The sequence below is a fragment of the Marivita lacus genome (assembly GCF_014637725.1).
In the GTDB taxonomy this organism is placed as follows: Bacteria; Pseudomonadota; Alphaproteobacteria; order Rhodobacterales; family Rhodobacteraceae; genus Marivita; species Marivita lacus.
On sequence record NZ_BMFC01000004.1, the window covers coordinates 178,723 to 200,515 of the forward strand.

Annotated in this window: 29 protein-coding genes and 2 tRNA genes; 5 read left to right on the top strand and 26 right to left on the bottom strand. The window is 63.2% G+C overall.

Annotated features, from left to right (window positions below; genetic code table 11):
* Positions 1-64 precede the first annotated feature (64 nt).
* Complete coding sequence (gene phaZ / locus IEV82_RS10700; protein WP_188482016.1) at positions 65-1,342, top strand: polyhydroxyalkanoate depolymerase; 1,278 nt, start codon at positions 65-67, stop codon at positions 1,340-1,342.
* A 61-nt stretch (positions 1,343-1,403) separates the two neighbouring features.
* Here phaZ and IEV82_RS10705 read toward each other — a convergent pair whose 3' ends face one another.
* From IEV82_RS10705 to IEV82_RS10715, 3 genes are all read right to left on the bottom strand, one after another.
* Positions 1,404-2,372 (bottom strand): Gfo/Idh/MocA family protein, encoded by a 969-nt coding sequence (locus IEV82_RS10705; protein ID WP_188482017.1) that lies wholly within the window; start codon positions 2,370-2,372, stop codon positions 1,404-1,406.
* A 91-nt stretch (positions 2,373-2,463) separates the two neighbouring features.
* Positions 2,464-3,360 (bottom strand): RNA polymerase sigma factor RpoH, encoded by an 897-nt coding sequence (rpoH, locus tag IEV82_RS10710; RefSeq protein ID WP_188482018.1) that lies wholly within the window; start codon positions 3,358-3,360, stop codon positions 2,464-2,466.
* A gap of 154 nt (positions 3,361-3,514) precedes the next feature.
* Positions 3,515-4,540 (bottom strand): RluA family pseudouridine synthase, encoded by a 1,026-nt coding sequence (locus tag IEV82_RS10715; RefSeq protein ID WP_188482019.1) that lies wholly within the window; start codon positions 4,538-4,540, stop codon positions 3,515-3,517.
* Between IEV82_RS10715 and IEV82_RS10720 the strand changes: the two genes are divergently transcribed.
* Positions 4,539-4,844, top strand: a complete 306-nt coding sequence (locus IEV82_RS10720; RefSeq protein WP_188482020.1) for a DUF6476 family protein — start codon at positions 4,539-4,541, stop codon at positions 4,842-4,844. The genes IEV82_RS10715 and IEV82_RS10720 overlap by 2 nt on opposite strands.
* A 3-nt stretch (positions 4,845-4,847) precedes the next feature.
* Here the strand turns inward: IEV82_RS10720 and IEV82_RS10725 are convergent.
* Together IEV82_RS10725 and IEV82_RS10730 are read right to left on the bottom strand one after the other, a co-directional pair.
* A tRNA-His gene (locus IEV82_RS10725) sits at positions 4,848-4,924 on the bottom strand.
* A 52-nt stretch (positions 4,925-4,976) separates the two neighbouring features.
* Positions 4,977-5,462, bottom strand: coding sequence for a GNAT family N-acetyltransferase (locus IEV82_RS10730; protein WP_188482021.1), 486 nt, complete (start codon positions 5,460-5,462; stop codon positions 4,977-4,979).
* 89 nt (positions 5,463-5,551) lie between these two features.
* Here IEV82_RS10730 and IEV82_RS10735 point away from each other — a divergent pair, with 89 nt between their 5' ends.
* Positions 5,552-5,746 carry a DUF6324 family protein gene (locus IEV82_RS10735; protein WP_188482022.1) on the top strand — a complete coding sequence of 65 codons (195 nt, stop codon included), beginning with the start codon at positions 5,552-5,554 and terminating at the stop codon, positions 5,744-5,746.
* Here IEV82_RS10735 and IEV82_RS10740 read toward each other — a convergent pair.
* From IEV82_RS10740 to rlmB, 7 genes are all read right to left on the bottom strand, one after another.
* Positions 5,730-6,209, bottom strand: a complete 480-nt coding sequence (locus IEV82_RS10740; protein WP_188482023.1) for an MmcB family DNA repair protein — start codon at positions 6,207-6,209, stop codon at positions 5,730-5,732. The two genes, IEV82_RS10735 and IEV82_RS10740, sit on opposite strands and share 17 nt — an antisense overlap.
* 266 nt (positions 6,210-6,475) lie before the next feature.
* Positions 6,476-6,805, bottom strand: coding sequence for a hypothetical protein (locus IEV82_RS10745; RefSeq protein ID WP_188482024.1), 330 nt, complete (start codon positions 6,803-6,805; stop codon positions 6,476-6,478).
* 76 nt (positions 6,806-6,881) lie between these two features.
* The gene (gene nusB / locus IEV82_RS10750; RefSeq protein ID WP_188482025.1) at positions 6,882-7,370 is read right to left on the bottom strand and encodes a transcription antitermination factor NusB; all 489 of its coding nucleotides are present in this window, start codon (positions 7,368-7,370) and stop codon (positions 6,882-6,884) included.
* Positions 7,367-7,918, bottom strand: coding sequence for a 6,7-dimethyl-8-ribityllumazine synthase (locus IEV82_RS10755; RefSeq protein ID WP_188482026.1), 552 nt, complete (start codon positions 7,916-7,918; stop codon positions 7,367-7,369). Before IEV82_RS10755 ends, nusB begins: the two co-directional genes overlap by 4 nt.
* Complete coding sequence (gene ribB / locus IEV82_RS10760) at positions 7,918-9,045, bottom strand: 3,4-dihydroxy-2-butanone-4-phosphate synthase (protein ID WP_188482027.1); 1,128 nt, start codon at positions 9,043-9,045, stop codon at positions 7,918-7,920. Before ribB ends, IEV82_RS10755 begins: the two co-directional genes overlap by 1 nt.
* Before the next feature lie 75 nt (positions 9,046-9,120).
* Positions 9,121-9,450: a hypothetical protein gene (locus IEV82_RS10765; protein WP_188482028.1), complete on the bottom strand. Its 330-nt coding sequence runs from the start codon at positions 9,448-9,450 to the stop codon at positions 9,121-9,123.
* 49 nt (positions 9,451-9,499) lie between these two features.
* On the bottom strand, positions 9,500-10,279 hold the full coding sequence (rlmB, locus tag IEV82_RS10770; protein ID WP_188482029.1) for a 23S rRNA (guanosine(2251)-2'-O)-methyltransferase RlmB: 780 nt from the start codon (positions 10,277-10,279) through the stop codon (positions 9,500-9,502).
* 120 nt (positions 10,280-10,399) lie between these two features.
* On the opposite strand from rlmB, the gene IEV82_RS10775 reads away from it, so the two are divergent.
* Both IEV82_RS10775 and IEV82_RS10780 read left to right on the top strand, forming a co-directional pair.
* A tRNA-Tyr gene (locus IEV82_RS10775) sits at positions 10,400-10,483 on the top strand.
* Between the two features lie 91 nt (positions 10,484-10,574).
* The gene (locus IEV82_RS10780; RefSeq protein ID WP_188482030.1) at positions 10,575-11,840 is read left to right on the top strand and encodes a glycerate kinase type-2 family protein; all 1,266 of its coding nucleotides are present in this window, start codon (positions 10,575-10,577) and stop codon (positions 11,838-11,840) included.
* On the opposite strand, the gene IEV82_RS10785 is transcribed toward IEV82_RS10780, so the two are convergent.
* The 14 genes from IEV82_RS10785 to mraY all read right to left on the bottom strand — a co-directional run bounded on the left by IEV82_RS10785 (position 11,816) and on the right by mraY (position 21,788).
* Positions 11,816-12,598 (bottom strand): LamB/YcsF family protein, encoded by a 783-nt coding sequence (locus IEV82_RS10785; RefSeq protein WP_188482031.1) that lies wholly within the window; start codon positions 12,596-12,598, stop codon positions 11,816-11,818. The two genes, IEV82_RS10780 and IEV82_RS10785, sit on opposite strands and share 25 nt — an antisense overlap.
* A 3-nt stretch (positions 12,599-12,601) precedes the next feature.
* Positions 12,602-13,624, bottom strand: coding sequence for a 5-oxoprolinase subunit C family protein (locus IEV82_RS10790; protein ID WP_188482032.1), 1,023 nt, complete (start codon positions 13,622-13,624; stop codon positions 12,602-12,604).
* A complete protein-coding gene (locus tag IEV82_RS10795) occupies positions 13,621-14,367 on the bottom strand; it encodes a 5-oxoprolinase subunit B family protein (protein WP_188482033.1) in 747 nt (248 codons plus the stop codon). The genes IEV82_RS10790 and IEV82_RS10795 overlap by 4 nt, the downstream gene beginning before the upstream one ends.
* 38 nt (positions 14,368-14,405) lie before the next feature.
* Positions 14,406-14,597 (bottom strand): DNA gyrase inhibitor YacG, encoded by a 192-nt coding sequence (locus tag IEV82_RS10800; protein ID WP_188482034.1) that lies wholly within the window; start codon positions 14,595-14,597, stop codon positions 14,406-14,408.
* The gene (locus IEV82_RS10805) at positions 14,594-15,616 is read right to left on the bottom strand and encodes a ribonuclease E/G (RefSeq protein WP_188482035.1); all 1,023 of its coding nucleotides are present in this window, start codon (positions 15,614-15,616) and stop codon (positions 14,594-14,596) included. Before IEV82_RS10805 ends, IEV82_RS10800 begins: the two co-directional genes overlap by 4 nt.
* Positions 15,613-16,191, bottom strand: coding sequence for a Maf family protein (locus tag IEV82_RS10810; protein WP_188482036.1), 579 nt, complete (start codon positions 16,189-16,191; stop codon positions 15,613-15,615). The genes IEV82_RS10805 and IEV82_RS10810 overlap by 4 nt, the downstream gene beginning before the upstream one ends.
* 7 nt (positions 16,192-16,198) lie before the next feature.
* Positions 16,199-16,417, bottom strand: a complete 219-nt coding sequence (gene infA, locus IEV82_RS10815) for a translation initiation factor IF-1 (RefSeq protein ID WP_005978431.1) — start codon at positions 16,415-16,417, stop codon at positions 16,199-16,201.
* 79 nt (positions 16,418-16,496) lie between these two features.
* On the bottom strand, positions 16,497-17,381 hold the full coding sequence (locus IEV82_RS10820; RefSeq protein ID WP_188482037.1) for a carbon-nitrogen hydrolase family protein: 885 nt from the start codon (positions 17,379-17,381) through the stop codon (positions 16,497-16,499).
* A gap of 10 nt (positions 17,382-17,391) precedes the next feature.
* Positions 17,392-17,967 (bottom strand): GNAT family N-acetyltransferase, encoded by a 576-nt coding sequence (locus IEV82_RS10825; protein ID WP_188482038.1) that lies wholly within the window; start codon positions 17,965-17,967, stop codon positions 17,392-17,394.
* Positions 17,964-18,359, bottom strand: coding sequence for a ketosteroid isomerase-related protein (locus IEV82_RS10830; RefSeq protein ID WP_188482039.1), 396 nt, complete (start codon positions 18,357-18,359; stop codon positions 17,964-17,966). The genes IEV82_RS10825 and IEV82_RS10830 overlap by 4 nt, the downstream gene beginning before the upstream one ends.
* A 1-nt stretch (position 18,360) precedes the next feature.
* Positions 18,361-18,804 (bottom strand): arsenate-mycothiol transferase ArsC, encoded by a 444-nt coding sequence (locus tag IEV82_RS10835; RefSeq protein WP_188482040.1) that lies wholly within the window; start codon positions 18,802-18,804, stop codon positions 18,361-18,363.
* Between the two features lie 3 nt (positions 18,805-18,807).
* Positions 18,808-19,287, bottom strand: coding sequence for a UPF0262 family protein (locus IEV82_RS10840; RefSeq protein WP_188482041.1), 480 nt, complete (start codon positions 19,285-19,287; stop codon positions 18,808-18,810).
* A 67-nt stretch (positions 19,288-19,354) separates the two neighbouring features.
* Entirely contained in the window at positions 19,355-20,575 is a 1,221-nt protein-coding gene (locus tag IEV82_RS10845) for a Coenzyme F420 hydrogenase/dehydrogenase, beta subunit C-terminal domain (protein ID WP_188482042.1), read from the bottom strand.
* A 130-nt stretch (positions 20,576-20,705) separates the two neighbouring features.
* Positions 20,706-21,788 (bottom strand): phospho-N-acetylmuramoyl-pentapeptide-transferase, encoded by a 1,083-nt coding sequence (gene mraY, locus IEV82_RS10850; protein ID WP_188482043.1) that lies wholly within the window; start codon positions 21,786-21,788, stop codon positions 20,706-20,708.
* Positions 21,789-21,793: the final 5 nt, after the last annotated feature.

The window sequence follows — 21,793 nt, forward strand, 5'->3', positions numbered from 1 at the left end:
CCTGCGTTGGGAGGCAAAGCGACGAATTGGCCCGGTTGCGGGTCGAGACAAAGGAGACGCCTCTATGCGCCACATGATGACATACGATCTCATGGAAACTTTCCGTAATACAAATCAATGGTTTGGCTCTACTGCCCGCACCATGGCATCATACCCTGCCTGGGCCATGATGCCAAACCCTGCGATGCAGTGGTTGGCTGCCTGGGGGGAAGTGACCGAACGCACCTTCGAACGGATGGTGGTCAAACCGGACTGGGGGATTCGAACATTCACCCACGAAGACGGCAAGGATCACCTCGTCGAGGTTAAGACTATAGTCGAACGTCCGTTCGGCAATCTGATCCATTTCGACGTCGTCGGACGCCCGGAACAAGCCCGCAAGATCCTGCTGGTTGCACCCATGTCCGGTCACTACGCGACGCTCCTCCGCTCGACGGTAAAGTCTCTGATCGTGAACTGCGAAGTGTACGTGACAGACTGGCACAACGCCCGCGACATTCCCGTCAGTGCCGGCAAGTTCGATGTCGAGGATTACACCCTGTACCTGATGGAGTTCATGCGCGAGCTTGGACCCGACACCAACGTCGTCGCCGTCTGCCAGCCAGTGCCGCTGACACTTGCCGCCACGGCCTACCTGGCAGAGCTTGATCCCGACGCACAGCCGCGCACGCTGACCCTGATCGGTGGGCCTGTGGACCCCGATGCGACGCCCACCGACGTGACCGATTTCGGCGCACGGGTGACAATGGGCCAGCTCGAGGAAACCATGATCCAGCGTGTCGGCTTCAAGTACAAGGGCGTTGGCCGCATGGTCTATCCCGGCTTGCTGCAGCTTGCGTCCTTCATCTCGATGAACGGCGAACGCCATGCCGACGCCTTCGGCAACCAGATCCAGAGCGTCATGCGCGGACAGGCGTCGGACCACGACGCGCATAACCGCTTCTACGACGAATACCTTGCGGTGATGGACATGCCTGCGGAATTCTACCTGTCGACAGTCGACCGAATCTTCAAGAAGCGCGAGATCGCGAAGAACACGTTTGTCGTGCATGGCCACAAGGTCGATTTCGGCGCGATCACCAAGGTGGCAATCAAGACAGTCGAGGGCGAGAATGACGACATTTCCGCCCCCGGTCAGTGCCTTGCCGCGCTGGCTCTCTGCACCGGCCTGCCGGACAGCATGAAGGCCAGCCATGTCGAACCCGGTGCCGGCCATTACGGCATCTTCGCGGGCAAGAGCTGGCGCAACAACATCCGGCCGCTGGTGCTCGACTTCATCGACAGCAACGCGGATGGCGCGAAGTCGAAAAAGTCCAAACCGGCCAACACCAACGCCGCGTAAATCAAAAAAGGGCTGATCCACGGATCAGCCCTTTTTCAATCCCCGAACGGCGCGCGTCGCGTCAGCCTTCAGCGGCCCAGATCATGTCCATGAGCGTCTGTGTGCCCCGGCTGAACTCCAGAGGACACGGATAGTCCGCCTCGCCCCGCACCGCGGCGCCGAACGCCTCGACCTGCTGCACATACTGGTTGACCCCCGGGTAACGGAACACCTCAACCGGTCCCGCCTTGCGCATCAACCGCACCTCGGCATCGCCGTAGCCCATCGGGTTGAACGGCACCGGCACCTCGATCACGCCCGTGGTTCCCTGGAACGTCACCGATTGGTAGCGCAGCATCCGCATCGACGTGAAGGATGTGAGCGTGAACCCGTCGAACTGCACCATGGCCTCGGCCCGCACCTCGACACCCTCTTCGCGGCGGATATCCGCAAACAGCACACGCTCGGCCTCCTGCCCGGTGACGAATCGCGCGCAGCCCAGCGTGTAGACCCCGATATCCGGCAAGCTGCCCCCACCGGTGCCCAGTGCATTGCGGATATTGCCGGGATCGGCCGAATTGTCATAGGTGAAGGTCGCATTGACCCGCCGCAGCGCCCCAATCGCACCATCCTGCACCCATGTGCGCACCTGCGCCCATTGCGGATGATGCACGATCATGTAGGCCTCTGCCGCCACCAGCCCGGTGCGATCCCGCAGGTCGATCAGCGCGTCGATCTCGTCCGCACGCATCGCGATCGGCTTTTCGCAAAGCACATGCTTGCCCGCTTCCAGCGCGCGGCGCGTCCACTGGACATGCATCGAATTGGGCAGCGGGATATAAACCGCGTCAATCTCCGGGTCCGACAGCACCGCATCATAGCTATCGACCACGCGCAAACCGCTGTCCATCGCCGTGAACGCCGCCGCCTTGGCCGGATCGGACGTGGCCAGCATCGCCAGCCGCGACTGGCGCGCCGCGTGAATCGCCGGGGCCATATGCTCCCGCGCAAACTTGGCCGCTCCCAAGATACCCCATCGCAATTCTGTCATGGCTGAACCCTCCTGTCTGTTTGCACCCGCCTAACACGAAAAAACGCCGGGCACAGGCCCGGCGTTTCCAAACTGTAAGGACGTGCGGGGCTCAGACCGGGCTCAGCAAACCCTGATCCTTGGCCAGATCCCGCATCCGCTTTTGCAGCTTCTCGAACGCGCGCACTTCGATCTGGCGAATGCGTTCGCGGCTCACGTCATACTGGCCAGAGAGGTCTTCAAGCGTCACCGGCTTGTCGGCCAGACGGCGCTGGGTCAGGATGTCCTTCTCGCGATCATTGAGCACATCCATCGCCTGCACAAGCATTCCCCGGCGAGCCTCAAGCTCATCCCGCTCTTCGTAGTCACCAGCCTGGTCCGCGCTTTCATCTTCAAGCCAGTCCTGCCATTGCATGGTGCCTTCGCCGTCGGAACCGACGGTCGCGTTCAGCGACGCATCGCCGCCCGACAGACGCCGGTTCATCGAAATCACCTCGTCATGGGTCACACCGAGATCCGTGGCGATCTTTTCGACATGCTCGGGGCGCAGATCCCCTTCCTCAAGCGCGCCGATGCGCGACTTGGCCTTGCGCAGGTTGAAGAACAGTTTTTTCTGCGCGCTGGTCGTGCCCAGCTTCACCAGCGACCACGACCGCAGGATGTATTCCTGGATCGAGGCGCGAATCCACCACATGGCGTAGGTCGCCAGACGGAACCCCTTTTCGGGATCGAACCGCTTGACCGCCTGCATCAAGCCGACATTCGCCTCGGAAATCACCTCGGCCTGCGGCAAGCCGTAACCGCGATAGCCCATCGCGATCTTTGCCGCGAGGCGCAGGTGGCTTGTCACCATCCGGTGCGCGGCTTCGGTGTCTTCCTGCTCGACCCAGCGTTTGGCGAGCATGTATTCCTCTTCGGGCTCCAGAAGCGGGAATTTCCGGATCTCCTGAAGATAGCGACTCAGTCCAGCTTCCGGTGACGGGGCCGGGAGATTCGCATAATTGGCCATACCCTTGTCCCTCCAATGTTTACGGGCTTAACATCCAACTTGGGAAGAAACCCGTCGGTTTCAAGTGTTGTTTGCTCTCTTGATCGTAATTTAACGCACACCGAAACCTTTATAACCGCCATGTCAGTGCGCTCACGCACATGGGACGATTGTTTCAGCCACGCAAAGATGTGATCAGATCATCCATGTCTTGGGGTAACGCGGCCTCGAACCGGATGGTTTCACCGCTCACGGGATGGTCAAACCCCAACACGGCCGCATGAAGTGCCTGCCGGTCAAACCGAGTCAGCAGTTCCATGGCGGCATCGGGCAAAGCCCCTTTGGCCACCTTGCGCCGCCCGCCATAGACCGGATCACCGACCAAACAATGACCGGCATGGGCCAGATGCACCCGGATCTGGTGCGTGCGCCCGGTCTCCAACCGGCACTCCACCAGCGACAACTGCACCGGCGCGCCGTAGACTTCCAGCACCCGCGCCCGCGTGATCGCATGTTTGCCATGCCCAAAGAACACCGCCTGACGCTGACGGTCGGTCTTGTGCCGCGCGAGGTCACTGGTGATCTTGATCACCGCACCCGGTTCGATGGACACGCCCCGCACGCCTTGAAGCCGCGGATCGCCTTGGTCGGGATGGCCGTGCACCACCGCCTGATACAGCCGTTCAACCGTATGCGCCGCGAACTGGTCCGCCAGCCCGTGATGCGCCCGGTCGGATTTGGCAATCACCAGCAAACCGCTGGTGTCCTTGTCGATCCGGTGGACGATGCCCGGACGCCCGACACCGCCGACTCCCGACAAGCGCCCGCCGAAATGATGCAACAACGCATTGACCAGCGTGCCGCCCGGCGTGCCCGGTGCCGGATGCACCACCATGCCGGCCGGCTTCATCACGACAATCAGATCGTCATCCTCGAACCGTACGTCCAGCGGCAGGTCTTCCGCACCGATATGGCTTTGCGTCACTTCGGGCACCGCGATCTCGATCACGTCGCCTTCGGACACGCTGGCCTTGGGGTTGGTCATGACCTCACCCGCGCAGCGCACAGCGCCTTCGTCGATCAGCTTGGCCAGCCGGGTCCGCGACAGCGCGGCTTCCTCTGGCACGTCGCGCGCCAAGGCCTTATCAAGGCGCGGCGGTGGTGCGGCCCCGATGGTCACGCGCAAAATGGAGTCAGACATGGACAACGCCCCCGAAGATCAGGCCCCCGAACCGGCCAATCTGCGCTTTCTGCGACGGCTGGTGACGGTGCTGACCGCAACTATGATCGCCGGGGTCATAGCGATCACTGCGCTGATTGTCATCCGCTTCAATCAATCCGCGACACCTTTACCCGACATGATCTTCCTGCCCGACGGCACCACCGCGACAGCCTTCACGCAGGCCCGAAACTGGTACGCGGTCGTGACCGGGGACAACCAAATCCTGATCTTCGCCCGCGACACGGGTCGCCTGCTCCAGACCATCGATATCGAAATCGAATGAGAATGGTACCGACACCCCGGCTCGAACGGGGGACCTCTTGATCCACAATCAAGCGCTCTAACCTACTGAGCTATGCCGGCACTGAGGGGCGAAATAACGGCACGATCCGGCCATTGCAAGACCCATCTGTTCCTAGAGCGTGACTTCCCACGCCTGCTCCACCAGATCGACCCCGAAACTGTGCACAGGCTCTGATGACGCGCAGCGCCAGCCCGCAGTGCGATAAAGCGCGCAGGCCGCCTCGTGGCTTTCATGGGTCCAAAGCTGCATCCGCGTGTAGCCCCGGTCGCGTGCGAATCCCGTGCAGATCGCCAGCATCCGCTTGCCCAGCCCGATCCCCCGCGCTTCGGGCGAAAGGATGAACAGCCGCAGCTTGGCCGTGCGCGCGTCCGCCCGCACGCAAAAGATACTGCCCAGCCGCGCGCCGTCACGCTCCGCCACCCATCCGCGCTCGAAATAGGGGTCATGCTGCGCCTCGAAATCCCGCAGGATCGTCGCCACCAGCGGCGCGAAGGTCGCGTCGAACCCTTCGGCCTCGGCATAGTGGCGGCCATGCAGATCGACCAGCCAGTCGAAATCGCCGGGGGTGTAGGCGCGCAGGATCACATCATCGGTCATGCCCGCACTCTGCCCCGGCAGCAGCTTGCAAAACAACCCCCCCGGCGCTATGGCCCGTGTCCAGACCCCAACCCCGCCGGAGACCTGTCATGGGCATCAACACCGAACGCGACATCGAAGCCAACCTGCAAATCGGCCCGACCGATCTTGGCATGATACGGCTGTTTGTTCTTGCCGATGGCCTCGAGATCCCGATGGATTTCACTCCCGAGGAAGCCGACGAAATCGCCGAGGAAATCCGCCTCGCCGCAACCGCCGCACGCAAGGTCAAGCCCAAGCGCTGAGCATCGCCTCCGGATCGCGCAGCGCGTGCAGCCGCCGCGCTGCGTGCATCGCAAACTTGCGGACCAACGTGCTGCGCCGCGCCGATGCCAGCTTGTCTTCCGGTGCCATGCGTACGATTTCCGCATCATAGCCGTCCGCGATGATCAGCCCGGTCTCAATCGGCAGCAGTTCTGACGGAAACTCCAGATCGACCGCCCAGAAGTATCGGTCACACCAGTCCAGATACCCTTCCCATTTCTGGTCCGACTGGAAATCCACCCGCGAGGATTTGCATTCGACAATCCAGATCTCGCCTTTCGGGCCCAGCGCCATCACGTCAACCCGCAACCCGCGATCCGGCACGAATTCCTCGATCACCGCGAACCCGTGGCTCGCAAGGTGACGGCACACCCCGCGCGCCAGAAGGTGCCCCGGCTGAACATCGGCCCCGCGGCCCAAGCGTGGATCGAATACGGAATTCATACCGCCCATAGTTGAACAAAGTGTGAACAAAAATCAAGCCACCTGCAGGGGTGATCCAAAAATACCCCTTGTCAGGCAGCCCCGTCGCGCCTACTTCAAGGATAGGCGGGTTTCTACGCTCCTCGTGGCAGGTTGCATTCCGGTGGCCTTAAGCAATTCCGAGGGAGTTGGCTCTGTCCGGGCCCTGGTCCGGTTACCCGACGCCCACCTGTAGATACAGGTCCTCGGGAATGAGAGAACCGCACGGTTGCCGTGGTTCCCGCCGCCTAATTTTTTCCGAAATTCCGAACGGTGCCGCGTGGTGCCGTTGCTTCGACCCGGATCGGGGTCAGCCCGACGGGGTGGCCTCGATCGTCATCATCATCGTCGTCATCGTCATATTTCATGAGCATGATCGAGATGCCGAACTGCACGCCTGCGAACACGATACCGTTGAAGAGCCACAACAGGAACACCGCCAGAAACCCGACATCGCTGTGGGTCACGAGGTGCCAGAGGTTCACGACATTCATGTAAAGCAACAAGGCGACAAAAACCGCCGACAACACGAAGCCAATCGCGGTCTGGCGGATATACATCTTGATCAGGTCGGGCATTGGATCACCTCGCTTTCGAAGCAAGACCTAAGCCACGTCACAGCGTTTTTAAAGCGTCCAAACCGCGCAGCCCGTTTCAGAACGCTTCGGGACGCGCCTCTCGGGCCATGTGATCCAGCACTGCGTTGACGAATTGCGATTCCTTGCCCTCGGGGAAAAACGCCCGCGCAACATCGACATATTCGTTGATGATCACCTTGGGCGGCGTTTCCGTTGCCACAAGTTCGGCCCCGGCCGCCCGGAAGAGCGCGCGCAGCGTCGGGTCGATCCGCGCGATGGGCCATTTCGCCACCAGCCCGCGATCCGTCATCTGGTCGATCTTGGCCTGCCAGTTCACCGCCTCTTCAGTGATCCGGCGAAACAGATCGACATCCCCCTCGACCAGAGCCTCGCCGTCCTCCTGTGCCAGTCCAAAGCGATGGTCGAGGAATTCGACCGCCACCTTGTCTACGGACTGGCCCGATTGCTCCATCTGGAACAGCGCCTGCACCGCGTAAAGCCGCGAGGCAGACCGCTTCTGGCGTTTTTCTTCCACCTTTTTCGGAGGCTTGGCAGCATGGCTCATGCGTTTTTCGGACCTTTGGAATCAGCAGCGATCTGGTACTCGTCCCGTGCCGGAACGAACCCCACGCCTTTGCGGGCAGCGCCCCATTTACGGCTGAGCGCGATCAGGTGCAAGGCAGCAGCCGCAGCCCCACCGCCTTTGTTCTGACCGGCCGCCTGCGCACGCGCCTCGGCCTGTAGCATGTTCTCGACCGTGAGGATGCCATTGCCGATGCACAGCCCCTGCAAGCCCAGCAACGAGAGCGCCCGCGAGCTGTCGTTGCAGACCGTGTCGTAATGCGTGGTCTCACCGCGGATGATGCAGCCCAACGCGACATAGCCATCGAAATTCGACATGCGTTCTGCAATGCCGATTGCCGTCGGGACTTCCAAGGCGCCCGGCACCTCGATCAGGTCATGTGTGCCGTCACAGGCCTCGATCTCTGCCCGCGCACCGGCGATCAACTGGTCCGCGATATCCTTGTAGTAAGGCGCAACCACTATCAAAAGCTTAACCGGCTTGTCGAATGTCGGCCGCTCCAGCGTGTAATGTTCAACAGATGCCGCCATCATCCCAACTCCGAGATCTTGCGCGTGCCGACGATCTCGAGCCCGTAGGCATCAAGCCCGACCACCTTGGGTGTCGGTGAATTGGTCAGCAGCGTCAGTTTCGACAGGCCCAGCGACGACAGGATCTGCGCCCCCAGACCGTATTGCCGCAGCGTCTTGGGTGACACCTCGTCACCCACATCCAGTTTCATCGACGTGTCGCGCAGCAGAACGACCACGCCGCGCCCCTCTTCGGCAACCGCCTGCATCGCATGCTGAAATTCGTCCGCGCGCCCTTTCGGCCCGGTGCCGACCACATCCAGCATCGGGTCCATCGCGTGCATCCGCACCAGAACCGGCTCATCGCCCGACAGGTCTCCCTTGGTCAGCACGATATGTTCGTCGCCATGGGTTTCGTCGGTGTAAATCCGCATCAGCCAGTCACCGCCGAATTCCGACGTGATGGTTTCCTCCTTGCGCACGCGCACCAGATTGTCGTTGCGGCGGCGATAGGCGATCAGGTCGCTGATCGTGCCGATCTTGAGGTTGTGCCGCTGGGAAAAAGCCACCAGTTCCGGCAGCCGCGCCATCGAGCCGTCGTCGTTCATGATCTCGCAGATCACCCCGGCGGCATTCAGCCCGGCCAGTCGGCTCACATCGACAGCCGCTTCGGTATGGCCCGCACGCACCAGCACGCCGCCATCCTTGGCGCGCAGCGGGAACACGTGGCCCGGCGTCGCGATGTCCTGCGCGCCCTTGGTGCCGTCGATGGCCACCGCCACGGTCCGCGCGCGGTCCGCTGCGGAAATGCCCGTGGTCACACCTTCGCGCGCCTCGATCGACACGGTGAACGCGGTTTCGTGGCGCGAGGAATTGTTCGTCGACATCAGCTGCAGGCCAAGGTCCTCGATCCGCTTGGAGGTCATCGCAAGGCAGATCAGCCCACGCCCATGCGTCGCCATGAAGTTGATCGCGTCCGGCGTCGCCCATTGCGCGGGAATCACCAGATCGCCCTCGTTCTCGCGATCCTCGTGGTCGACCAGAATGAACATCCTGCCGTTGCGCGCATCCTCGATGATCTCTTCCACCGAAGAAATCGCGTCTTTCCAGTTTTCCTCGACCGGACCGGGGGTTTCGTATGTCGTCACGCGGGCGCCTCCGTCATTGCACCTGCGCACTTAGAACACGGCGCTGGAATTGACCAGTGAAACGTCCCGTTGAGATCAGTCGAAAATGTCCTCGATCACGTCGATTGCCTCTTCGAAGAACCGCCGCGCCAGCGTCTTGCGCTTCTTGGGTTTCTTGCGCTTCGATCCGCCGTCATCGCGGTCCCAGGCGGCAAACGGGGCACCGCCGGTGTTTTTCGGCTGTTTGACCGGACGATGCTGCGTCGGGACCTGTTTCTGCGCCACCTCCGCGCGCAACATCTTCATGTCATGCAACGGCGCGCCACAGGCCGAACAGCTCAGCTCGTGGCGTGTGTCGCCCCTGAGAACAAGCGCCGCACGTGTTCCGCAATAACAGCACGTGGCGATCTTTGTTCCGTGGGGCATGGTGTCTCCTTCGGCAAGGATATTGGGACGCAGGACCCCGGACGCAAGTTCACGCCCGTGCGGCGTAAAGCGCCACCGCCGCCGCGTTCGACACGTTGAGCGATCCGAACCCCTGCGCAAAGGGGATTTTCACCAGCGCATCACAGGTGTCCTTGGTCTTGGGCCGCAGCCCCGGCCCCTCGGCCCCCAGCACCAGCGCAATCGGCCTGTCACGGACGGGGGCAATGGCGTCGTCGATGGTCTGCTCGGCCTCACCGTCCAGCCCGAAGATCATGTACCCCATGGACCGCAAACGCTCCATCGCGTCTGCAAGATTGCGCTCGCGCAGATAGGGTTGCCGCTCCAGCGCGCCCGAGGCGGTTTTCGCCAAGGCACCCGTTTCCGGGGCCGAATGGTGCAGGGTGCCGATGACGGCAGAGGCGCCGAACACCTCGGCAGAGCGCAGAATCGCCCCCACGTTGTGCGGATCGGTCACCCGGTCGAGCAGCACCACGCGGGGCGGGCCGTCGCCCGGCCCAAGCGCCACATCCTCCAGTCGCCCCCAGTTCAGCGGCTTCACCTCAAGCGCCGCGCCCTGGTGCACGGATTGCGGATCAATGGGTGCCGCGAACCGGCGCGGATCGCTCATTTCCGGTTCCATCCCGGCCACTTCGATCGCATCGGCCAGCTTGTCCATCGCGTTGCGCGTCACCACCAGCCGCAGCCTCTCGCGGTTGGGGTTGACCAGCGCGTCGCGCACGGCATGCAGCCCGAAGAGCCACACGGTTTCCGCCGCAGAAGCCTTTCTGGACTGTTCCTTGGCCACCACCCAGCTTGGTTTCTTGACCATCACAGCCCCCTTTTCCATCCTGCCAAAACGCTGCCCGCTTGATGGGATTTTCCTGTTGACGCCGCAAGGGGGCAATTGTAATCACCCGCTCACGCCAAAGACAGGGTCTTGGGCGAAAGTGGGCGACAGGCCGCAAGGTGTGGCAGGGGACTGTAACTCCCTCGCGGAGACGCACGCCTGGTTCGATTCCAGGGTCGCCCACCACTTTCTCCTTGCAGGCGAAATCTGAAAGCGTTGCATCAGCTCTGCTGCGCAAGCATTTGACTTTCATGGTATTTGCAGCCCTAATCCTCTCATGACCAAGATCGACACGCTTCGCACCAAGGCCCGGCTCCTGTTCGACGCAGCCGTCACCGCCGCCGACCCGGCGCGCGCCGTACGACGCGGGCTCGATCAATCGCCGCTGCCGCCGCAACAGCCCGGTGGACGCACGTTCCTCATCGCCATCGGCAAGGCCGCACCCGCCATGCTGGGCGAGGCGATGAAGGCCATCCCCGACGCATACGCGGCCCTTGCGGTGACCCATCACGAGAACGATGCGACCCTGATGGGTGCAGAACTGCTCCGCGCGGGCCATCCCGTCCCCGACGAGGCCGGTGCCCGCGCCGCGCGCCGTGTCATGGACCTCCTGGCCGAGGCGACCGAAAAGGACCGCGTCGTTGCCCTGATCTCGGGAGGAGGCTCCGCGCTTTTGCCCGCGCCACCCCCCGGCATCAGCCTAAGCGACAAGGCGCGGCTCAACGATCTGCTGCTCTCGGCCGGGCTGGACATTGTTCAGATGAACCTTGTGCGCCAACAGGTCAGCCTGCTCAAGGGCGGCGGCTTCGCGCAGCAGGCGGCCCCGGCCCCGGTCTTTGCCTATATGCTGTCGGACGTGATCGGCGACGATCTGCGCGCCATCGCCTCGGGCCCCACGGTCAGCCCGATCGGCACCGCGTCCGACGCGATCGACACGCTCAAGAGCGCCGGCATCTGGGCCAGTACCCCTGACCCGATTCGCAGCCATCTGGAAAAGGCGCAGCACGACACGCCGCCGCCTCTGCCCGAGGCGACGAACACCCTTGTCGGATCGAACCGCCTGTCGCTCGAGGCGATGGCGAAAAAGGCCCAAGAGCTCGAACTCACGCCCCGGATCGTCAACGACGCCCTTACCGGCGACGTCGGGGACGCGGCCCAAAGCATCCTCGACGAGTTGATCGCGCGGCCCGAACCGACGGCCCTGCTCTTCGGCGGCGAAACCACCGTGCGGCTCACCGGCACCGGGCGCGGCGGGCGCAACCAGGAACTGGCCCTGCGGGTCGCTGCCCAAGCCCCGCACATCAACGGCACATGGGTCTTCCTGTCCGGCGGCACCGATGGGCGCGACGGCCCGACCGATGCGGCGGGCGGCGTGGTCGATGCGGGCACCCTGCCCCGGATCGTGGCGGCAGGTCAGAACGTGGCTGCCCTTCTGGCCAACAATGACAGCTACGCGGCCCTGTCCGCCGCAGGGGATCTGCTGATGACCCGCGCCACCGGCACCAATGTGGCGGATGTTCAGGTCTTGCTGATCGCGCCCTGACGGCCTTCGAACCGTTGCAACGACACACCTGCCTCTGCCAAGGCACGGCGCACCGTTTGCGCGATCTGAACAGCCGTTGCCCCATCGCCATGCAGGCAGATCGTGTCCACCGCCGCCGGAATGTGCCTGCCGCTTTCTGTGATGATCGCGCCTGCCTTGACCATCTCGACCATGCGCCGCCCAGCCAGATCCGCATCGTGGATTACCGCTCCGGGCTGGCTCCGGTCCACCAAGGTTGCATCGTCGTTATAGGCGCGGTCCGCGAATATCTCGCCCGCCCAGCGACAACCCAGCGCCTCGACCGCGGTTTGCTGCTGCGTCGCGGCGAGCACCATGATGATGATGTCGGGATCGACCGACAACGCGCCCTCGTAGCACGCCTTTGCCAGCGCCATGTCCTCGGAAGTCATGTTCGACAAGGCGCCATGCAGCTTGAGATGCCGCACCGTTCCACCCACGGACCGCGCCATAGCCTGTGCCGCACCCAGTTGATATCGCACGAGATTGCGCAGACTGTCCGGACTCATCTGCATCCTGCGTCGCCCGAAGCCCTGCAGGTCGGGAAAGCCCGGATGCGCGCCGATCCCCACGTCATGCGCCACCGCCAACGCCATCGTCTGCGCCATCACATCCCAGTCGCCCGCGTGAAAGCCGCAGGCGACATTGGCCGAGGTGATGACCTGCAACAGCGCCGCGTCCGATCCCATCGGCCAGGGACCAAAGCTTTCGCCCATATCGGCGTTCAGATCGACATGCATCGCCTATTCCTTCGTTCCGGGGGCATCGCCAGCCGTGACGCCACTGATCAGTTGATACCCCAGAAGATCCCGGATCTGCGACGGATCTCTGACCAAAGGCTGGCGTGATCGGGTCAGGTTGCGCAGATACTCCTGCATCCGCGTCTGCGCCTGCAACGCCTCATCCCGCGACACGAACCTGAACCGCAAGCGCCCCCAAGCAGGCGTCTGTACAGCGCGCGGCAGATCAGCGGGAATGACCGTCCCGATCCTTGGATAGCCCCCGGTCGTCTGGCTTTCGCCCAGCAGAAGGTAGGGCGTGCCATCGCCGGTGACCTGAATATCCCCCGGCAGGATCGATTCCGACAGGATGTTCAACCCACCCTCGGGCGCAAACCCGTCCACGCCAGACTCAAGCCGCAGCCCCATCCGATTGGCCCGCGCATCGCGGGTGAAAACCGTCTCGGCAAACTGCGCCCGCGTCGGCTCATTGAAAAGCCCGGTCTGAAAGCTCTCGACCATGCGCAGCGTACCGCCGTCAAACCGGGTGTCCGGCGGCAGGCACAGGCCCGTTTCGCTGCGTGTGTCCTCGCCCACGGGCAGAACCTCACCCGCCTGCACCACCGCCCCGATTCCCGCCGCCAGATGCGCCGCACGTGACCCAAGCCGCAGCGGCACATCGAACCCGCCGCCCACATGCAGGTAGCCATAGCTGCCTGCCGTGGCACCGCCGATCTCGATCCGCGCATTCGCTGGCACGGCATGGGACGCGTTCCAGACCAGCGGTGCTCCGTCCAAAGACGCCCGCATCGGCGCGCCGGTCAGGGCGATGCGCAGGGGTGCTGTCGCCTCGAAGACGCCGCCCGATCCCGGCAGTTCCAGCGCTGCGCAGTCGGTGGATTGCCCGAGCAACGCCGCCCCTTCGGCCAGCGCCAGCCTGTCCGCCGCGCCCCCCCTCGACACACCGAACGCGCGATACCCGCTGCGGCCCATATCCTGCACAGAGGATCCGGGCGCGATGCGGTGCACGATCAGACCGCGTGTCATCGGATCGCCTCGATCACTGCACCACCATCGGGGTCATCGGCATGACGCGACATCACATCCGGCGAAACCTGTACGAACTGCACCTCGTCACCGGGACGCAGGAAAAACGGCGTGTCGCTGTCGGGCCGGAAGAGTTTGAGCGCGGTCTGGCCCACATGCCGCCACCCCGTCGGGCTGGACACCGAAAACAGCACGAATTGCCGGATCGCCACAACCAGCGCGCCTTCGGGCACTGATTTGGTCAGCGCGGTCTGGCGCGGAATGTCCCAAGCCTCGGGCAAGAGGCCCAGATAGGGCTGACCGGGCGCAAAGCCGATGGTCTGCACCCGCACGCGCGCCTCGGAAAGTTGCGCAATGGCCTGTTCGACCGATAGCCCCGCAGCCTCGGCTGCCTCGCCCAATTGTGGCGCGATATCAGTGCCATAGACCGTCGGCACGCGAATGAACCGCCGCCCCTCCGGCATGGGTGCCGCGTACCAGTCCCGATCCTGCAACAACGCGGTCAACCGCGCGGCCAGCCTATCGTACCCCAAATGCACCGGATCGAATTGTACAAAGACCGACACCAGCGACGGCGCGCATTCCTCGACCCCGTCGATTCCGGCACGCGCAACCGACGCCGAAAAAGCCAGCGCTGCCCGGTTGGCAGGCTCCGACAACGCGTCGCCAAAGCTGACCAACACGCCATCCAGACCCGCCGGGCGGATCACAGGCTCAAAGGATCGGGACGTCAGATCGTTCATGACCAAGCCGTATCATGACGACTGATCGAGACAAGGTGCTAGTGCAGCTTGTCCGCCGCTGCTGCCGCCTGCTCGACCGCCTCGATCGCCGCTTCGATGTCTTCGGGATCATCGGACGGCACGGCGTAATTCCCGTTCAGCCACCGCGCCAGATCGACATCGGCGCAGCGTTTGCAACAGAACGGACGAGTCTCGGGCTTGGCGTCCTTGCCGCAGATGGGACAGCTCATGTCAGCACCTCGCTCAGGGACAGTCGGTCCCGTTTGCGTTGCAATTCGATATGCCCCAGCGGAGTCCACCCCACGAACACGGTTTCCACGCTGTCGCGTTTCAACGACGCCCGCAGCGCGCTTTCGATCTGCCGGCGGTCTTTCTTGGCCGTGGGAGCCGGGTCAATGACGATCTGCCCGCCAAGACCCCGCAGCCGCAACTGGCGCGGCAGGTCTTTGACAGCGGCCAGATTGGCCTTGAGACCAGCCGCCGGGCTGGTATCGCCGCCAGTGTTCACGTCGACCGCCACAAGCGCCCGCGTCGGCTCGATCGCCATCGATGCCGGCCCCCCCAGCGGCACATCGCGCGCTTGCAGCCCGTCCAGCACATCCAGAATACCATGTCGGTCGAAACTGCCATCGGCGCTGTCGATCTCGGCATCCTCCGTCCATTCGCGCCACGCCAGCAAATGCGGCCCGTCGCCAAGGGTCAGCGTTTCCGCATCCCCCGTGGCATCCGCCATCACCTTGGCCGCCAGATCGGCCATCGCCGCGATGTCATCGGCGATCTCGCCCGTATCCGCACCCTCGCACGAGGATCGCAGGATCAGGCCGAAGCCTTCCAAATCCATGATATCATGCGCGATTTCCAAAAGGCTCTCGCGCGCATCCTCGTCCTTGATCCGGCGTGAGACGTTGATCCCCGGAGCCTCGGGCGTGACGATGGCATAGCGGCTCTTGAACAGCACCTTGTGCGTGACGGGAATCGCCTTGCCCGGTTCGCCGTAGCCGGTGACCTGCACCAGAATCGCCTGACCGGGGGCCAGCCCCTTGACCTGCCGCACAAAAGCGGAGCCATCGGGCGTGCGCAGGAACATCCCGCCTTGCCCCTTCATCGGGCGGTCGACAATGGCGCGGTAAATCGTGCCCGGAGCGGGCTGGTCGGTGTCGAAGAACAGGTCCTCGACCACACCATCCACCATCAGCGCCGCCGCCTCGCGACCGCCAATATGATCCAGCGCAATCAACCGCCCCTTCATGCCGACACCTCGTAAAGCGGATAGCCCGCCGCCACCAACAGGCTCGCGGTCTCGGCCAAAGGCAGGCCCACAACGGCGCTGAAACTGCCGCTGATCCACGGCACAAACGCGCCTGCCGGCCCTTGGATCGCGTAGCCACCCGCCTTTCCGCGCCAGTCTTCGCTGGCAAGATAGGCGTTCACCTCGGCATCGCTCAAGCGTTTCATCTTCACCTGCGTGACCACGTCGCGTTCCCAAATCTGATCCCCGCGCCGCACGGCCACCGCCGTCACAACGCGGTGCCTGCGGCCCGACAGCGCATACAGAAACTGCGCCGCCTCGGCCACATCCGCGGGCTTGCCCAGAATGCGCCGCCCCAAAGCGACAGTGGTGTCTGCCGACAGAACGATCTCGTCGTCACTTGCGGGAATCGCCCAGGCCTTTTCGCGCGCAAGCCGCACGCAATAGGGTCGTGGCAATTCACCGGGGCGCGGGTCTTCGTTGATGTCGGGCGGGCGGATGTCATCCGCCTCCACCCCGATCTGAGCCAAAAGCTCTCGTCGCCGGGGGCTGCCGGAGCCGAGGATCAGCTTCATGAATCGCTTACTTGAAGCGGTAGTTGATCCGACCCTTGGTCAGATCGTAGGGAGTCATTTCGACTTGCACCTTGTCGCCTGCAAGAACCCGGATACGGTTCTTGCGCATCTTTCCTGCCGTGTGCGCGATGATCTCATGGCCGTTTTCAAGCTCGACCCGAAACGTCGCGTTAGGCAGGAGTTCCTTGACGACACCGGGAAATTCGAGCGTATCTTCCTTGGCCATGGTTTCTCCTAAGTTGTTCGCCCCTTACTTCGAGACGCGCTCTTAAATGGGGCCAAACGTGCGGTTTATCAAGGCCTATTCAGCCGAGTTTCCGCGCCGCGGCAATACTGTCGCGTCCCGATTGCTCGTCCCAGTGCCGCCGATTGAGCACCACGCCATCAGCCCGCACATGTGCAATCTGCTCCAGATCGACCTCTGCATAGGTCCAGCCGGGTTGGTTCAATCGGCCCTCAGCAATCACGCCCGTAGGCGGAAACCCGGTATCGGGAGGCCCGAAAATGCCGCCCATTCCGGTGTTTTCGTCAACAGCCTCTGACCAGTCGCAGGCTCCTACGGTTGACGACATGACCGTAACACACTGATTTTCCAGCGCCCGCGCCATCGCACCAATGCGCACACGCGAATAGCCAGCCAGCGCTTCGGTGCAGGACGGCACGAGAATCAGATCCGCCCCCGCGACCGCCCGGCCCAGCAGCGGAAACTCGCTGTCATAGCAGATCAGGATGCCGATCTTGCCAAGCGCCGTGTCGAACAGATGCAGTGGCCCACCGCCGATGACACCCCAGACCTCGCGTTCGAATCGCGTCATGATCTGCTTGTCCTGCGCGCCCATGTCGCCGTTCGGTGCAAAGAATCGCGCCCGGTTCACCGGCCGATCCCCCAGATCCGCATCGAACACCGGGGCCGAGGCCGCAAGGATGTGAACTCCGAACTCCTGCGCCAGCCGGGCGTGCAGCCCATCCGCCTCAGGTATCCGGTCCGACACCGCACGCAGCGACGCCTCCAGATCCCGTGCCACATCGCGCCCTGCCAGCGTCGCAAGCTCCATCGCGCCATATTCGGGGAACACCAGGAGATCCGCCCCCGAACCTGCCGCCTCGCTCACCCATCGGGTCAACTTGTCGTCGTAAGCTTTCCACGAATCAAGGAAATCCATCGGATAGGCTGCGGTTGCAATTTTCATCGACTTGTCCTCACAATGTGCGCATCCATCCCTGCAGACGGTGCGCCGTCTCTTCCGCCTCACCCACATCCTGCCAGTGAAAGGTGGCGATCACGCCCTCGGCGGGCGCATATCCGCGCTTGCGCCAGAACGCGTCAAGAGGGCGATACTCAACAGGACGCGCCGGGTGATCTTCGGGACGTATCACGCTGAAGAAAAGCGCATATTTGAAGCCGGCCTCCCGCGCCGCCGCCTCTCGCTCATCAAAGAAGGTATGACCGATGCCGCGCCCGCGATACTCGGGCAGAAGCACGCTTTCAGCACAGTAGAAGATCTCATCCTTCGGCGGCAGCGTGCCAGCAGCCTGCAACGCGTCGGCATGGCTGGCAAACGGCATGCCCGTCGCCGCGCCCACGACCTTGTCGTCATCCCGCGCCACGACAATCACCGCTTCCGCGTTGTCCCGATAGGACCGCATATAGCTGCGCTCATAGCCGAGATCCCCGTCGTAAAGGTATGGAAAATCGCGAAAAACTGCGATCCTGAGATGTGCAAGATCGTCAAGCGCGCCGTCCAGCGCGTCGGGATGCAGACGCTCGACCTTCACGAGACCTGCTTGATCCAGTCGTTGAGGTTGTAATAGGTCACCACGCGGCTGATCTTGCCGTCCTGCATCGAAAAGAACGACCCGGCAGGCAGGCGGTACCCTTGCCCACGCGCCTCCGGCAGGCCCGCATCGGTGGCAAGGTACGTTCCGTTGACCATGTACTCCGCCGCCCCGCGCGCACCGTCCTCGGCGGCGAACACCACCAGTTCGGTCAGCGTCTCGTCGTAGCACTCTGACATGTGGGCGCAAAACGCCTCGAACGCGTCGCGCCCGATCCGCACATTTCCCTCGTTCACGTGATGCGCCACGTCCTCGGACAGACAGTCCAGCATGGCGGGAATGTCCTTGGCGTTGAATGCTTCGAAATACCGCTCGATGGTTGCACGGCTCATGTCAGCCTCCCCATTTCCGTTTGAGTTGTTCGACCAATTGGTCGCGTGTCTGCCGATAGGCATTGAGCTTCTGCTCACGGGTCTCGCCAAGGCCGGTCGGGTCCATGATCGGCCAGTATTCTACCGTCAGATGATAGAACCGCGTCAGATCCAGCGCCCGCCGCTGCGATGCGGGCGACAGCGCCACAATGAGGTCAAACCCCGAAAGCGCCTCGCCGGTTTCCTCCATCTCGTCGAAACTGCGCGACTGGTGACGGTCCATCTCGACCCCGATCTCCTTGCAGACCGCGATGGCGAACCCGTCGATCTCCAGATCGTTCATCACACCCACCGATTGCACATAGGTCTCGAAGCCGTAGAGCTTCTTCGTGATCCCTTCCGCCATCGGTGAGCGAACAGCGTTGTGATCGCAGCAAAACAGAATCGACTGCGGCAGCGCTTTCAATCCTCAGCCCCCGAAATGCAGCACGCAGACCAGCGTGAACAACCGCCGCGCGGTGTCATCATCCACGGTCACCTTGCCCTCGAGCCGTTCCTGCAGGATGCGCGCGCCTTCGTTGTGGATGCCGCGCCGCGCCATGTCGATCGTCTCGATCTGGCTCGGCGGCAGGGTCTTGACCGCATCGAAATAGGATTTGCAGATCTGGAAATAATCTTTCACCACCTGCCGGAACGGCGACAGGGAAAGGTGAAATTCCGCTGCCTTGTCATGGCTTTCCGTGGTCACGTCAAAGACAAGCCGCTTGTCGCGGATCGAGAGCCCCACATTGTACGGCCCAGACGGCACCGGTTTTCCGTCGCGCGCAGGCAATTGAAACGTGTTGTGCTCCATGAGGTCGAACATCGCGACGCGGCGTTCCTGTTCGATCTCGGGGGTTGGCGGAGGCAGGTTGCCGTCGTCCAGCTTGATATGGGCAATGCGTGTCATGGGTGGTCTTCCTTGGTCTGCGCACCTCCCTAACGCGCGTTCAGATATGGCGCAATTGACCTTTGGCCTAACTGCGCGTCTCGTCATTGTCGGGCATCAGACCATAGCGCGCGGCAATCCGCCAGACATGCGCAGGCACCATGTTCTTGATCCGTGCCGGATGCACCCGCCGCAGGTGCAAAATTGTCTCTATCGCCTTCATCTCGACACGCGCCCGCGCAAACTCGAGCCCCCTCGGCCCGGTGCGCGGCTGCAACCACGCCACGATGGGCCGCACCCAGTCCGGCATGCGCCGCAACGGCAGGCCACCCGCCGCCCGTTCGGTGTTGGCCATGAAGCCTTTCACGGCGGCCTCGCGCTTGCCCTTGTCGGTCAAGGCGCGCCGCACCACCCGGTCGCCCAACCGGTCCAGCACTGCCGCCCCGCGCGCATTGCGCACGATCAGCCACTGGTCGCCGTCACCACCCATGTAGCCCACGGTGATATCCGCCAGCCGGTTGGTGTAATCGACACAGGTCTTGCAGGTCATCGGAAAGAAATCCGCAGGCAGGTCGGACAGCGGCAGCTTGAGAAACGGCACGAAGCGCGGCTTGCGCCCATCGTCGAACCGCAGTTCCACACGGTAGTCCGCCCGGAACTCGAGATACGACACGGTCTCGGGCCGGTCATCCAGCCGCGCCAGAAACGCATGGAAATTCTCGGTCGTGGTGTTGTCGGAACAGGGCGTGCCGATCACCGTGATCTCGTCGAACCCCAGCTCTGCCTCCAGCGCCCGCAGCGCATAGACCTGGCAGGGAATGCCCACCACCGCGATCCGCCGATGCCCGGCCGCGCGCGCAGGCTCCAGCAGCGCCAGAAGCGGCCCGTAGCCCATCCGCATGCCCCGGCACTGCGCCATCTGCTCGGCATCCGTCACGATCACTGGCAGCGGCTTCCACCGGTCCTCGGGGTCGGGTGCCGTCGCGAGCACCGCATCCACAGCGCCAGCGCGCAACAATTCCGCCGCCAGCGCCGTGGTCAGGCCGGTCCATTGCGCCCCCTCCGCCGCTGGCTCCAGCCGTGCACGGTACATGGCGTGTGTCACCCCGAAAAACGCCTCGTCCCCCGTCCCGGCCAGACGCCCGTGGACCGACACCTCAAGGCTCTCGTAATCCGGCTGGATGAACTGGCAGGCCCGCCCGCAGGCGCGGCCATCCCCCATGCGCGACACACCGCAATCGGTACAGAGCCCAGCGCGCGGCGCGCCGCCGATCTCGGGCACCGTCAGGCCAACACGACCACCATCCATGCCAACTCTCCCTTGCGCCAATGTGTCAAGTTTAATTGACAGTATCACCGAAAGCGAGTCCGCACTTCTTCTTTTTCCAAATATGCCAAAGCAACGCCAACGCCCGTGCAACGGCTGGCACTGGCCCGTGTCAGCGCACCTTCAGCGTCGCAAGTCCGATCAGCGCGAGAATGAGCGAGATGATCCAGAACCGGATCACGATCTGCGGCTCGGCCCAGCCCTTCTTCTCGTAATGGTGATGGATCGGGGCCATCAGGAACACGCGCTTGCCCGTCCGCTTGAAATAGAGCACCTGGATGATCACCGACAGCGCCTCGACGACGAACAGCCCGCCGACGATGGCCAGCACGATCTCGTGCTTGGTGGCCACGGCGATCGCGCCCAAAGCGCCGCCAAGGGCAAGCGATCCGGTGTCACCCATGAACACGGCCGCAGGTGGCGCGTTGTACCACAGGAACCCCAACCCGCCACCGAACAGCCCGGCGGTAAAGATCAGGATCTCGCCCGTTCCCGGCACATAATGCACGTCAAGGTAGTCGGTGAAATCGACCCGGCCGACCGCGTAGGCGATCACGCCCAAAGCTCCCGCCGCGATCATCACCGGCATGATCGCCAGCCCGTCAAGCCCGTCGGTCAGGTTCACTGCATTGGCGGCACCGACGATGACGATCACCGAAAACGGCACGAACAGGTAGCCAAGGTTCAGCAGCATGTCCTTGAAGATCGGAAAGGCCAGCTGGTTGGTCAGCTCTTCGGGATGATACTGCGCCGCCCAGTAGCCCGCGATGGCCGCGATCACGAAGCCCAGCAGCAACCGGACCTTGCCCGACACACCGGCAGTGTTCTGCTTTTTGACCTTCGCGTAGTCATCGGCAAAGCCGATCATCGCAAAGCTCATGGTGACGAACAGCACCATCCAGATGAACGGGTTGTCCAGCCGCGCCCAGAGCAGGGTCGAGGTCAGCAGCGCGCCGACGATCAGCAGCCCGCCCATGGTCGGTGTGCCCGCCTTGGAAAAATGCCCCTCCGGCCCGTCGCTGCGAATGGGCTGACCCTTGCCCTGCCGCTTGCGCAGCACGTTGATCAGCGGCCTGCCAAAGAAGAATCCGAACAGGAGTGCGGTCAGGAACGCGCCCCCGGCGCGGAAGGTGATATAGCGAAAGAGGTTGAAGAAATCGCCCCCGTCCGACAGCGCGGTCAACCAGTACAACATGAACG